Raw genomic sequence first — 13,827 nt, forward strand, 5'->3', positions numbered from 1 at the left:
GCGCGAGCGCGAAGGGAGCGGTTATCCTTGCGGTCTTGTACAGCTATTCTTTTTTGCACAACGCTGGGAACTTGTCGGGATCCGCCACTTACTCATGCAAGAGCCCGGTGATTTCTATCGACCGGCACCCTGAATCCAATCTTTGTGAGTAACCACTATGTCCACCGAGGCCTCCATCATTTTAGTAGTCGAAGACGATGCCATCGTGCGCATGCTGATCGTTGACGTGCTGGAGGAGCTGGAGTTCAAAGTTCTTGAGGCGGATGGCAGCGAACAGGCACTGGAATTTCTCAACGATGAAGATCAATACATCGATTTGATGATGACCGATGTCGGTCTGCCCGTGATGGACGGCCGGGAACTGGCCATCCAGGCGCGGATGCTGCGCCCTGAACTACCGATCCTGTTCGCCAGCGGTTATGCCGAAAGCATTGATGTACCTGCCGGCATGCACGTGATCGGCAAACCGTTCTCGATTGATCAGCTGCGGGACAAGGTCAAGGGCATGCTCGCCTGACTTCTTCGTACTACTTCTCAGTACTGCCCCTCTCCATTACCCGCACCAAGGAATACCCGTTAATGAGTCAGCCCCGCGCAACCAAAGTTCTGGTTATTGGTTACGTTTGGCCCGAGCCCCGCTCTTCAGCGGCCAGCGGGCATGTCATGCAAATCCTCGATACGTTCTTGCAGCAAGGTTGGGACATCACGTTCAGCAGCCCGGCCGGCACCGGTGAACACCGGGCGGACCTGACGTCGCTGGGTATCCGTGAAGTCGCCATCGAGTTGAACAACAGCAGCTTCGATGAATTCATCACTGAGTTGGTGCCGGATATCGTGCTGTTTGATCAATTCATGATCGAGGAACAATTCGGCTGGCGCGTCGAAAAACACTGCCCCGACGCGTTGCGCGTGCTCGAAACCTCGGATTTACAAAGTCTGCGTCATGCCCGGCATCAACGACTGAAAGACCGACTGAAAGACCGTGACGACGCCAATGACTTCCGCGAGTTGTTTGCCCCTGCATTGCGTGAAGAGTTCGAGTTGATGGCCGATACAGACCTGGCCAAACGCGAGATTGCCGCGCTGTATCGTTGCGACCTGAACCTGATGATCTCCGAAGTGGAAATCGAGTTGCTGGTCGAGCAGTTCAAACTACCGCGCAACTTGCTGCACTGGTGTCCGCTGATGGTCGATCCGCCCAGTGCTGCGCCAACGCCGTTTGCAGACCGGGCGCATTTTTTGAGTATCGGCAACTTTCGCCATGCGCCGAACTGGGATGCGGTGCTCTGGATGAAAACCACGCTCTGGCCATTGATTCGCGAGCAACTGCCCGCTGCACAATTGCACATCTATGGCGCTTACACGCCACCCAAGGCCACCGCGCTTCATAACCCGGCGCAGGGCTTTCATGTGATGAACTGGGCTGAAGATGCCTTGCAAGTCATGTCCGCCGCGCGGATTTGCCTGGCGCCGCTGCGGTTCGGTGCAGGGATCAAAGGCAAGATCGTTGACGCCATGCTGTGCGGCACGCCCACGGTCACGACGCCCATCGGAGCTGAAGCGATGCATGGCGAACATCTATGGCCCGGCGCAGTGACCCAAACAGCTCAGGCGTTCGCCGACAGCGCGGTTCGACTGTACAAGGATGAGGCACTTTGGACAGACGCCCAATCCCTGGGGCAGACGTTGTTGGCCGATCGTTATCGACAGTCGGAACATGGTCCGGCGCTGATCGAAAAGTTGTTGTATTGCCAAAAAAATCTGACGCAACTTAGAAGGGCTAACTTCACAGGCAGCATGTTGCGTCACCACCACCATAAAAGCACGCAGTATATGGCTCAATGGATTGAAGCGAAGAACCGCAACCCAGTGTAGAGCTTTCTCGACAATAAACATTTTGCACAACCGGGCGTATTGACCACGCCAGACAGGCTCTCTATAAATACGCAGCCGAACATCAACTCGATTAGTTTATGTTCGGCACACCTCATTCAACTCACCAACTAATGCAAGGATGCATTGAATGGACAGTATTGCTCAAAACAGCTACGCACTTAATAACTGGATGTCCGCTACGCCGGCGATTGATACATTGTCGATGAGTCAATTAACGTTGCCAGGCAGCCATAATGCGGGCAGCGACTGGAAAGCCTCATGGCCACTGATTCCGGGGGCGCACTGGCTGGCCTGCCAACACGATTCGTTCCATACCCAGTTGAAACACGGCGCTCGAGCGCTCGACATCCGTTTGATGTACGACGCCGACGCACCGGGCCTGGGGAAATTCCGCATTCATCACAATGGCTACCGCAACGACCGTACCCTGGGGCACCTTGTCACTGACGTGAGGAGTTTTCTTGTAGAGAACCCCAACGAATTCGTCATCCTCGACTTTCATGAGTTACAGGGCGATGAGTTTGATTTCGTTTACTTCAACAACATGGTGGTGCACTTTCTCGGCGCGCGCATCATCCCTACCCAAAACCGGTCCATGAGCCTGGCCCAGCTGAAAAAGATCAGTCCGCTACAGCGAATCCTGGTCGCGGCCCCTTGGCACAGAGCGCTGGATAAAAACGTGTTTTTTGAACAGATAGAACATAAATGGTCTGGCAACGGCATTACCAATACCGCCGAGCTGGAAAAGCACATTATTGATGTACTGAAATACCCACCGGGAACTTGGGCGCCTTGGTCGCTTTCCGCTACCAGTTATACAGCGCTCGGCGGCCCGGTCGATATTCACGAAAAACTTGATGCCTGGTTTGACCCAACGAAAAGCAACTGGGCGCAGCAGTGCAGCATTATTAATGTCGACTTCATTGACGAGTCCCGACTGGTTTCTTATTGCCGAATGGTCAATCTGACAAAAGCCAGTCAGCGAAAACCTTAGTTTCGATGCCATTAAATGGCTATTTTTGTGCAGGTGTTTCCGTGACTGGCAATACTGCCAGTCACTTCTACGCTGGGTCATGAAAGTCACCCCACGGATGGGGCGAATCAACGACAAGGAAACAGTCATGACCCGTAACACAACAGTCACGCTCGACAAGCAGAAATGGATGAGCACCGTGCTCGATATAGGTCGGTTGAAGCTGACCGATATTGTGTGGCCTGGCACGCACAACGCCGGGATGGACAAACAGGCGCCCAACTACGAGGTGGTAATCGGCAACTGGACAACCTGCCAGAACGACTCATTTGCCTGGCAACTGGCCAACGGCGCACGGGCATTCGATATCCGGCTCGGTTATACCGCTGGCCCTGAAGTACCGGTTTACTACTTTCATCACAACGGCTTTCAGTCCCACCGCATTCTGGATGAACTGATCGACGCGGTGACGACATTCCTCACTCAGAATCCGGAGGAGTTCATCATCTTCGACTTCCATCAATTGGGAGATGCGTCCAGGCCTTTCGATTACCAACAATTCAACGATGTGTTGATGCGACGCCTGGGGTCGCGCCTGATCCGCTCTACCGATGCATACAGCACTGTGGAACAGCTCAAGCGCGCCAGCTCCCAGCGCCGCATCGTCTTGGCGGCACAGGCGAAACCCGGACTGGACAGTGACTATTTCTGGCCGCAGATTCCTCATAAGTGGAACGGCCGCGCATTCACTGATACCGACGACCTGAAATCACACATCGAGACCACTCTCGCGGGAGCACCTTACGAGACCTTTCTGTGGTCGTTGCCAGCGACCTGCTATTCGTTGCTGGGAGGCCCGCAACACATCAAAGACCAGATCAACGACTGGTTCCACACCACCCGCGATTGGGTGACCCGATGCAGCATCATCAGCACCGATTTCTTTAATGAGTCGGATATCGTCCGCTATTGCTGGAGTGCCACCAGCATGAAGGCGGTTTACGGACACCGGTTGCATGAGCGGGCCTAAGTGAAAGTCGTTGCAGGCTGGCATCGCGGGTGCCAAAAGGGGCATGATCCGGCAGCGATAACAATAAAAGCGTCCTGACATGACCCGAACAGCCCGCGTGACAGACCCCTCCTATGAACTGATGGATGACCACAACGGGTTGTCCATCATTTACCGCCAGCACGGGTTCCCCTGCCCTTTGGTGCGCTGGCATTTTCATAAGGAATACGAACTGCACCTGATTGTCGCCAGCTCCGGCAAAGTGTTCATTGGCGACTACATCGGCAACTTCTATCCGGAGACGCTGTTCCTGACTGGCCCCAACCTGCCGCACAACTGGATCAGCCAGGTCGAGGAAGACGAAGTGGTGCCCAAGCGCGACATGCTGGTCAACTTCACCGACGAGCTGTTCGAAAGCGGCCATCAAGTGTTTGCCGAGCTCAAGACTCTTGCGCCACTGCTGGAGCGCGCGCAGTACGGCATCGAGTTCCGCTGCAAGCGCACGATCCGCCAGGCCATGACGCTGATGCAACGGATCGCCGACACCAAAGGCGTGACCCGCCTTGGGCATTTTTTCATTTTGCTGGAGCTGCTGGCGGCCTCCGACGATTTTCAATTGCTGTCAGGTGCAACGACGCCGCAACTGGCCGACGAGCACAATATCGATCGCACCAACCGCGCCGTGGACTACATCTTCGCCCACTACGCCCGGGAGCTGCCGCTCGAGGAAGTCGCCGAGCATCTGGGCATGAAGCCGACTTACTTCAGTCGCGTCTTCAAGCAGGCCACCGGGCGCTGCTTCATCGAGTTCGTCAATCGTCTGCGCATCAGCAAATCCTGTGAGTTGCTGGCCGACGGCAACAAACCGGTGACCGACGTGTGCTTCGAGTCGGGTTTCAACAATATTTCCAACTTCAACCGGCGTTTTCAGCAGCTCAAGGGCATGACGCCGTCGCACTACCGGCGGCTGGCGGTGCAGCGCCTTACTGAGCAAAATCTCGGCTAACCCACAAGATTCCTTGTGGGAGCGAGCCTGCTCGCGAAAGCGCTGCATCAGTCACTATTGATGTCGATTGGCACGACGCCTTCGCGAGCAGGCTCGCTCCCACAGGGCTGAATTGCGGTCTTAAACCTGTACGTATCCGATACCTCTCCCTCGCTGAAAAGCCCTTCCCTACGTCTACCGCTTTAAAGTCCAGTGCAAAATAGTATCGATCCAAGTGCGATGGATGATTTGTCACATCATCAATAGAGGGCTGTAATCAGTGCACATTCTTCCGGCCACGGAAGACACAAAAACAATAACTGTCCTTCTGTAACCCTTGGGTCGCAGAAAAGGAGTGCACGATGCAACCTTCTGTAAAAGCTCTGCTAGCCCTCACCTGCATGACCCTCAGCAGCGTCAGCCTCGGCGCTCAAACGCTGACCATCGCCACCGTCAACAATAGCGACATGATCCGTATGCAAAAGCTCTCGAAAACCTTCGAGGCCGAGCACCCGGACATCAAGCTCAATTGGGTGGTACTGGAAGAAAACGTCCTGCGCCAACGCCTGACCACTGACATCGCGACCCAGGGCGGACAGTTCGACGTGTTGACTATCGGCATGTACGAAGCCGCACTCTGGGGTGCCAAGGGCTGGCTGGAGCCGATGAAGGATTTGCCGGCGTCATATGCCCTCGATGACGTTTTCCCATCGGTGCGTGAAGGCCTTTCGGTCAAGGGGTCTCTGTACGCCCTGCCGTTCTACGCCGAAAGCTCGATCACCTATTACCGCACCGACCTGTTCAAGGAGGCGGGGCTGACCATGCCCGAGCGCCCGACCTGGACCCAGATCGGCGAATTCGCCAGCAAACTCACCAACAAGGATAAAGAACAGTACGGTATCTGCCTGCGCGGCAAGGCCGGCTGGGGCGAGAACATGGCACTGATCACCACCGTCGCCAACGCCTATGGCGCGCGCTGGTTTGATGAAAAGTGGCAGCCGGAATTCACCGGTCCTGAGTGGAAAAACGCCCTGAACTTCTACGTTGATACCATGAAGCAATCCGGTCCTCCGGGTGCTTCCAGCAACGGTTTCAACGAAAACCTGGCGCTGTTCAACAGCGGCAAATGCGCGATCTGGGTCGATGCCAGCGTCGCCGGCTCTTTCGTCACCGACAAAACACAAAGCAAGGTGGCCGACCACGTTGGCTTCACCTACGCCCCGCACGAAACCACCGACAAAGGTTCGGCGTGGCTCTATTCCTGGGCGCTGGCGATTCCGACCAGCTCCAAGGCCAAAGACGCCGCCAAAACGTTCAGTGCCTGGGCCACGTCCAAGGAATACGGCGCGCTGGTCGCGGAAAAAGACGGCATCGCCAACGTGCCACCCGGCACTCGCGCCTCCACCTACAGCGAGGCCTACATGAATGCCGCGCCGTTCGCCAAGGTCACGCTGGAGTCGCTCAAAGCGGCGGACCCAAGCAAGCCGACGCTCAAGCCTGTGCCTTACATCGGCATTCAGTTGGTGACCATTCCTGAGTTCCAGGGCATTGGCACCCAGGTGGGCAAGTCTTTCTCGGCGGCGTTGATAGGTCAGACCACCGTCGATCAAGCGCTGACTGCGGCTCAGCAAACCACCGAACGTGAGATGAAGCGCGCCGGTTATCCGAAGTAACTCTCGCATCCGATTCAGGGAGGGCTTTTGTGGCGAGGGAGCTTGCTCCCGCTGGGTCGCGAAGCGGCCCCAATAGCTTTGCGACTGCTGCGCAGCCGAGCGGGAGCAAGCTCCCTCGCCACACAAGCCCGCTCCCACATTTCGATCTTCGTCTGTCTGTTCCTAATCGGTTTAATGCCATGAATATTTCAACTGCCAAAGCTCACATGGACATTCCCCAACCGGTGCGTAAAAGCCGGTTGGCCAACCCCGGCTGGTTTCTGGTCAGTCCTTCGGTGGCACTGTTGCTGCTGTGGATGATCGTGCCGCTGGGCATGACCGTCTACTTCTCGACGATTCGCTACAACCTGCTCAATCCAGGTGAAAACGAGTTCATCGGGCTGGAGAACTTCACTTACTTCCTGACGGACTCCGGTTTCCTGCCCGGCGCCACCAACACCTTATTGCTGGTGGGCAGCGTGCTGCTGATCAGCGTGGTGTTCGGCGTGCTGATCAGTGCGCTGCTTGAAGCCAGTGAATTCATGGGGCGCGGCATCGTACGGGTGATGTTGATCTCGCCGTTCTTCATCATGCCCACCGTCGGTGCGTTGATCTGGAAGAACCTGATTTTCCATCCGGTGTCGGGGATTCTCGCCTACGTCTGGAAACTGTTCGGCGCGCAACCGGTGGACTGGCTGGCGCACTACCCGCTGCTGTCGATCATCATCATTGTGTCCTGGCAATGGCTGCCCTTCGCGATCCTGATCCTGATGACCGCCATGCAGTCCCTCGACCAGGAACAGAAAGAAGCCGCACGCCTCGACGGCGCCGGGCCGGTCGCCATCTTCTGGCACCTGACCTTGCCGCACCTGGCGCGGCCGATTGCGGTGGTGGTGATGATCGAAACCATCTTCCTGCTCTCGGTGTTCGCCGAAATCTTCACCACCACCAACGGCGGCCCCGGCTACGCCTCGACCAACCTCGCCTACCTGATCTACAACCAGGCGCTGGTGCAGTTCGACGTCGGCATGGCATCCGCCGGCGGCTTGATCGCGGTGGTGATTGCCAACATCGCGGCCATCGTGCTGGTGCGCATGATCGGCAAAAACCTGACAGACAAAGCCTGAGGCCTGCGCCATGACCCTTCAACAATCCCGTCGCCTGCAAAGCTTGCTGCTCGGCACGCTGGCCTGGGCCATCGCCATCCTGATTTTCTTCCCGATCTTCTGGATGGTGCTGACCAGTTTCAAAACCGAAATCGACGCCTTCGCCACACCGCCGCAGTTCATCTTCACGCCGACGCTGGAGAACTACCTGCACATCAACGAACGCAGCGATTACTTCAGCTTCGCCTGGAACTCGGTGGTGATTTCTTTCAGCGCCACGGCGTTGTGTCTGCTGATCGCCGTGCCGGCGGCCTACTCGATGGCGTTCTACGAAACCCAACGCACCAAGGGCACGCTGCTCTGGATGCTCTCCACCAAAATGCTGCCGCCGGTGGGCGTGTTGATGCCGATCTACCTGCTGGCCAAGACCTTCGGCCTGCTCGACACGCGCATCGCGCTGATCGTGATCTACACGCTGATCAACCTGCCGATTGTGGTCTGGATGATTTACACCTACTTCAAGGACATCCCCAAAGACATCCTCGAAGCCGCGCGCCTCGACGGTGCCACGCTGTGGCAGGAAATGGTCCGGGTGCTGTTGCCGATCGCCAAGGGTGGCCTGGCATCTACCGTTTTGCTGTCGCTGATCCTGTGCTGGAACGAGGCGTTCTGGTCCTTGAACCTGACCTCGTCCAAAGCCGCGCCGCTGACCGCGTTGATTGCCTCCTACTCAAGCCCTGAAGGCTTGTTCTGGGCCAAGTTGTCGGCAGTCTCGACGCTGGCCTGCGCGCCGATCCTGATCTTCGGCTGGATCAGCCAGAAACAATTGGTCCGCGGCCTGTCGTTCGGCGCCGTGAAATAGCCCTCAAAGAATAAGCACAAAAGGAGCGCCACCATGGCCAACCTGAAAATCAAGAATCTGCAAAAAGGCTTCGAAGGCTTTTCCATCATTAAAGGCATCGACCTGGAAGTGAACGACAAGGAATTCGTGGTGTTCGTCGGCCCGTCGGGTTGCGGCAAATCCACCCTGCTGCGCCTGATCGCCGGCCTGGAAGAAGTCAGCGGCGGCACCATTGAGCTCGATGGCCGCGACATCACCGAAGTCAGCCCGGCCAAGCGCGACCTGGCGATGGTGTTCCAGACCTACGCCCTGTACCCGCACATGACCGTGAAAAAGAACATGTCGTTTGCCCTCGATCTGGCGGGCGTGCCGAAAGCGGAAGTCGAGAAGAAAGTCGGCGAAGCGGCGCGCATCCTTGAGCTGGGGCCGATGCTGGAACGCAAACCGAAACAGCTGTCTGGCGGCCAGCGTCAGCGCGTGGCCATCGGCCGGGCGATTGTGCGCAACCCGAAAATCTTCCTGTTTGACGAGCCGCTGTCCAACCTCGACGCCGCCCTGCGGGTGCAGATGCGCCTGGAACTGCTGCGACTGCACAAAGAACTGCAAGCGACGATGATTTACGTGACCCACGATCAGGTCGAAGCCATGACCATGGCCGACAAAGTGGTGGTGCTCAATGGCGGCAAAATCGAACAGGTCGGCTCGCCGCTGGACCTGTATCACCAACCGGCCAACCTGTTTGTCGCGGGCTTCCTGGGCACGCCGAAAATGGGCTTCCTCAAGGGCAACGTCACCCGCATCGACAGCCAAAACTGCGAAGTACAGCTCGACGCCGGTGCTCGCATTACCCTGCCGCTGACCGGTGCCAACCTCAGCGTCGGTGGCGCGGTGACCTTGGGCATTCGTCCCGAGCATTTGGAACTGGCACAACCCGGCGACTGCACGCTGCAAGTCACCGCCGACGTCAGCGAACGCCTGGGCAGCGACACCTTCTGCCACGTTGTGACCTCCTCCGGCGAGGCCCTGACCATGCGCGTTCGTGGCGACCTCGCCAGCCGTTACGGCGAGTCCCTGAGCCTGCACCTGGACGCGGAGCACTGCCATTTATTCGATGCCGATGGTGTGGCGTTGACCCGTCCGTTGCGCGTTGCGGCCTGATATCGAGACTATGTGATGAAACTCAATAAACAGAATCTCCACCACCTCAAGCCCGAGGTGATCCTGCCCGCCTATGCCCTGAACGACACGCGCCAAGGCATCGCGCACATTGGCGTCGGTGGTTTTCACCGTGCCCATCAGGCGTATTACACCGACGCGCTGATGAACACCGGCGAAGGCCTGGATTGGGCGATTTGCGGGGTCGGCCTGCGCGCCGAAGACCGCCGCGCCCGGGACGATCTTAAAGAGCAGGACTACCTGTTCACGCTGTTCGAACTCGGCGATACCGATGACACCGAAGTCCGGGTCATCGGTGCGATTCGCGACATGCTGTTGGCAGAAGACGGCGCGGCCGCGCTGATCGACAAACTCGCCGGTCCCGAGATCCGCATCGTTTCGCTGACCATCACCGAAGGCGGTTACTGCATCGATGACAGCAACGGCGAGTTCATGGCGCACTTGCCGCAAATCCAGCACGACCTGGCGCACCCGGAGGAGCCGAAAACCGTGTTCGGTTTCCTCTGCGCCGCGCTGGCCAAACGGCGCGCTGCCGGTACCCCGGCGTTCACCTTGATGTCCTGCGATAACCTGCCGCACAACGGCGCGGTGACCCGCAAAGCACTATTGGCCTTCGCCGCGTTGCGCGATGCCGATCTGTGCGACTGGATCGACCGCAACGTGAGCTTCCCCAACGCCATGGTCGACCGCATCACGCCGATGACCAGCACCGAACATCGCCTGCAACTGGCCGACAAACATGCGGTTGACGATGCCTGGCCCGTGGTGTGCGAACCGTTTGTGCAATGGGTGCTGGAAGACAAATTCGTCAACGGTCGCCCGGCCTGGGAAAAGGTCGGCGTGCAGTTCACCGACGACGTCACGCCTTATGAAGAGATGAAGATCAAACTGCTCAATGGCAGCCATCTGGCGCTAACGTATCTTGGTTTCTTGAAGGGGTATCGCTTCGTTCACGAAACCATGAACGACCCGCTGTTCGTGCGCTACATGCGGGCTTACATGGACCTGGACGTCACGCCACAACTGTCGCCGGTGCCGGGGATTGACCTGACCGATTACAAAGACACGCTGGTTGAACGCTTCTCCAATCAGGCGATTGCCGATCAATTGGAGCGGGTGTGTTCGGATGGCTCGTCGAAATTTCCCAAGTTCACCATTCCGACGATCAACCGCTTGATTGCCGATGGTCGCGAGACCAAGCGTGCGGCGTTGGTGGTCGCGGCGTGGGCGCTGTATTTGAAGGGCGTGGATGAGAACGGTGACACCTATTCGATTCCGGACCCACGGGCGGCGTTTTGTCAGGGGCTGGTGGTGGATGATGTGTTGATTACCCAGCGGTTGCTGGCGGTCGAAGAGATTTTTGGCACCGCTATCCCGCATTCGGCCGAGTTTGTGGCGGCGTTTGAGTGGTGCTGCAACAGCTTGCGGGAGGTTGGGGTGACGCGGACGTTGGAGCGGGTGCTGGCTTAAATACTGCGGTGAACTGACCGCCGTCTTCGCGAGCAAGCCCGCTCCCACATTAGATTCTCAGTGGACACAGAGTTTGTGTTCGACAACGATCGAATGTGGGAGCGGGCTTGCTCGCGAATGGCCTTCACCGAGATCGACCTGACACACCAAGGACCTGACATGGCAAACCAACACCTATTCCTGGGCATCGACTGCGGCACCCAAGGCACCAAAGCCATCGTCCTCGACGCAGTCAGCGGCCAAGTGCTGGGCCAGGGCGCCGCCGCCCACACCCTGATCAGCGGCGCCAATGGCCGCCGCGAACAAGACACACATCAGTGGCTGGAAGCCTTCACCCTCGCCACCCGCAACGCCCTGCTCGCCGCCAACGTCGACGGCCAACACATCCTCGGCATCGGCGTCTCCGGCCAGCAACACGGCTTGGTTCTGCTCGACGATCAGGGCCAGGTCCTGCGCCCCGCCAAACTCTGGTGCGACACCGAATCAACACCCGAAAACGACCGCCTGCTGGCGCATCTCGGCGGTGAAAAGGGCTCGCTTGAACGCCTCGGTGTGGTCATCGCACCCGGCTACACCGTGTCAAAACTACTCTGGACCAAAGAACAGCACCCCGAGGTCTTTTCCCGAATCACCCGCATCCTGCTGCCCCACGACTACCTGAATTACTGGCTCACCGGTCGCAGTTGCAGCGAGTACGGCGACGCCTCCGGCACCGGTTATTTCAACGTGCGCACTCGCCAGTGGGACTTGCAACTGCTACGCGACATCGACCCCAGCGGACGCCTGCAGGCCGCCTTGCCGGAGTTGATCGACGCCCATCAAGCCGTCGGCACGATCCTGCCAAGCATCGCCGAACGTTTGGGCATCAACCCGCAAGCGCTGGTTTCAAGCGGCGGCGGCGACAACATGATGGGCGCGATCGGCACCGGCAACATCAAGCCTGGCGCGATCACCATGAGCCTCGGTTCGTCGGGCACGGTGTACGCCTATGCCGATCAACCGAAAGTCAGCGCGGATGCTTCGGTCGCGACTTTTTGCTCCTCCAGCGGTGGCTGGCTGCCGCTGATCTGCACCATGAACCTGACCAATGCGACGGGGGTCATTCGCGAGTTGTTCGACCTGGACATCCAGCAGTTCAACGATTTAGTCGCGCACGCCCCCATCGGTGCCGATGGCGTTTGCATGCTGCCGTTCCTCAACGGTGAACGCGTGCCCGCCCTGCCCCATGCCTCTGGCAGCTTGCTGGGACTGACGATGACTAACCTCTCGCAGGCCAACCTGTGCCGCGCGGTGGTGGAAGGCACGACCTTCGGTTTGCGTTATGGGCTGGACCTCCTGCGCCAGAATGGCTTACAAAGCCGCAGCATCTGCCTTATCGGCGGCGGCTCCAAGAGTTCGGTATGGCGACAGATCGTCGCCGACATCATGAATACGCCCGTGATCTGCACCGAACAAAGCGAAGCCGCCGCCCTCGGCGCGGCGATTCAGGCGGCGTGGTGCAGGTCTTGGGCAAACGGACAGGAAGACAGTCTGGCGGACTTGTGCGAGCGTTGCGTCAAACTCGACCTGGCCAGTGAAACCCTGCCGATCGCAGAGAACGTAGCGGCCTGTCAACAGGCCTACGAACGCTATCAACAGCATGTCGCAACCCTTTAAAGAGTGAACAATTATGTATCTGGTGTGTGGCGAAGCGCTGTTCGATTTCTTCAGCGAAGAAGATGCCAGCGGCCTGGCTTCAAAAGTGAATTTCAAGGCGATTGCCGGCGGCTCGCCGTTCAACGTCGCGGTCGGTTTGCGCCGCTTGGGCGTGGACTCGGCGCTGTTTGCCGGACTCTCCACCGACTACCTCGGCCGGCGTTTGCAGCAAGTGTTAAAGGACGAAGGCGTGCGCCCGGACTTCCTCGTGGACTCCGCCGCCCCAACGACATTGGCGATGGTTGCGGTGGGCGCCAACGGCTCGCCGCATTACAGCTTTCGCGGTGAAGGCTGCGCGGATCGTCAGCTGAAACCGGAACACCTGCCGGAATTGGGGCCTGAAGTGCGCGGTTTGCACGTCGGTTCGTTCTCGTTGGTGGTGCAACCGATTGCCGACACGTTGCTGGCGCTGGTGCAACGCGAAAGCGGTAAACGACTGATCAGCCTCGACCCGAATGTGCGGCTCAATCCTGAGCCGAATATCGACCTGTGGCGTTCGCGGATCGCGACGCTGGTCGAATATGCGGACTTGATCAAAGTCAGCGATGAAGATTTGAGCCTGTTGTATCCCGAGCAGGATCCGCAGCGCGTGATTGAAGGCTGGCTGCAGCATCGCTGTCAGTTGGTGTTCCTGACCCGGGGTGGCGAAGGTGCGACGGTGTTCAGCCGGGTTCATGGTTCGTGGTCGGTGCCGGCCAGTTCGGTGAAGATTGCCGACACGGTGGGGGCTGGCGATACGTTTCAGGCGGCGTTGATTACCTGGTTGACCGAGCAGCAGTTGGATTCAGTGGAAGGTGTGCAATCGCTCGGCCGTGAACAGATTGACGGGATGTTGAAGTTTGCGGTGCAGGCGGCGGCGTTGACGTGCAGCAAGACCGGGCCGGATTTGCCGTATCGGCATCAGTTGGATCTTCGCTCAAGCTGATGGCCCCTTCGCGAGCAGGCTCGCTCCCACACGGGTTTTGTGTCGTTCACAAATCCAGTGTGGGAGCGAGCCTGCTCGCGAAGGCGATATTACTCACAC

The 13,827-nt window shown here is 58.3% G+C and carries 12 protein-coding genes; all 12 read left to right on the forward strand.

Annotation, left to right across the window (positions count from 1 at the left end):
- Positions 1 to 157: 157 nt before the first annotated feature.
- Complete coding sequence (locus tag ACWKV5_RS16025; RefSeq protein WP_483842034.1) at positions 158 to 517, forward strand: response regulator; 360 nt, start codon at positions 158 to 160, stop codon at positions 515 to 517.
- Positions 518 to 579: 62 nt separating this feature from the next.
- Positions 580 to 1,875 carry a glycosyltransferase gene (locus ACWKV5_RS16030; protein ID WP_483842035.1) on the forward strand — a complete coding sequence of 432 codons (1,296 nt, stop codon included), beginning with the start codon at positions 580 to 582 and terminating at the stop codon, positions 1,873 to 1,875.
- A 148-nt stretch (positions 1,876 to 2,023) separates the two neighbouring features.
- Complete coding sequence (locus ACWKV5_RS16035) at positions 2,024 to 2,890, forward strand: phosphatidylinositol-specific phospholipase C domain-containing protein (RefSeq protein ID WP_483842036.1); 867 nt, start codon at positions 2,024 to 2,026, stop codon at positions 2,888 to 2,890.
- A 127-nt stretch (positions 2,891 to 3,017) separates the two neighbouring features.
- The gene (locus ACWKV5_RS16040) at positions 3,018 to 3,899 is read left to right on the forward strand and encodes a phosphatidylinositol-specific phospholipase C domain-containing protein (RefSeq protein ID WP_483842037.1); all 882 of its coding nucleotides are present in this window, start codon (positions 3,018 to 3,020) and stop codon (positions 3,897 to 3,899) included.
- 79 nt (positions 3,900 to 3,978) lie between these two features.
- Complete coding sequence (locus ACWKV5_RS16045; RefSeq protein WP_483842038.1) at positions 3,979 to 4,884, forward strand: helix-turn-helix domain-containing protein; 906 nt, start codon at positions 3,979 to 3,981, stop codon at positions 4,882 to 4,884.
- Positions 4,885 to 5,225: 341 nt separating this feature from the next.
- The gene (locus ACWKV5_RS16050) at positions 5,226 to 6,536 is read left to right on the forward strand and encodes an ABC transporter substrate-binding protein (RefSeq protein ID WP_483842039.1); all 1,311 of its coding nucleotides are present in this window, start codon (positions 5,226 to 5,228) and stop codon (positions 6,534 to 6,536) included.
- A gap of 179 nt (positions 6,537 to 6,715) precedes the next feature.
- Positions 6,716 to 7,642 carry a carbohydrate ABC transporter permease gene (locus ACWKV5_RS16055; RefSeq protein ID WP_483842040.1) on the forward strand — a complete coding sequence of 309 codons (927 nt, stop codon included), beginning with the start codon at positions 6,716 to 6,718 and terminating at the stop codon, positions 7,640 to 7,642.
- Between the two features lie 10 nt (positions 7,643 to 7,652).
- Entirely contained in the window at positions 7,653 to 8,483 is an 831-nt protein-coding gene (locus ACWKV5_RS16060) for a carbohydrate ABC transporter permease (RefSeq protein WP_123431547.1), read from the forward strand.
- Positions 8,484 to 8,516: 33 nt separating this feature from the next.
- Entirely contained in the window at positions 8,517 to 9,620 is a 1,104-nt protein-coding gene (locus ACWKV5_RS16065) for an ABC transporter ATP-binding protein (RefSeq protein WP_483842041.1), read from the forward strand.
- A gap of 15 nt (positions 9,621 to 9,635) precedes the next feature.
- Positions 9,636 to 11,108: a mannitol dehydrogenase family protein gene (locus ACWKV5_RS16070; RefSeq protein WP_483842042.1), complete on the forward strand. Its 1,473-nt coding sequence runs from the start codon at positions 9,636 to 9,638 to the stop codon at positions 11,106 to 11,108.
- 159 nt (positions 11,109 to 11,267) lie between these two features.
- Positions 11,268 to 12,764 carry a xylulokinase gene (xylB, locus tag ACWKV5_RS16075; RefSeq protein ID WP_483842043.1) on the forward strand — a complete coding sequence of 499 codons (1,497 nt, stop codon included), beginning with the start codon at positions 11,268 to 11,270 and terminating at the stop codon, positions 12,762 to 12,764.
- Between the two features lie 13 nt (positions 12,765 to 12,777).
- Positions 12,778 to 13,728 (forward strand): carbohydrate kinase family protein, encoded by a 951-nt coding sequence (locus ACWKV5_RS16080; RefSeq protein ID WP_483842044.1) that lies wholly within the window; start codon positions 12,778 to 12,780, stop codon positions 13,726 to 13,728.
- Positions 13,729 to 13,827: the final 99 nt, after the last annotated feature.

Source organism: Pseudomonas oplopanacis, assembly GCF_057128725.1.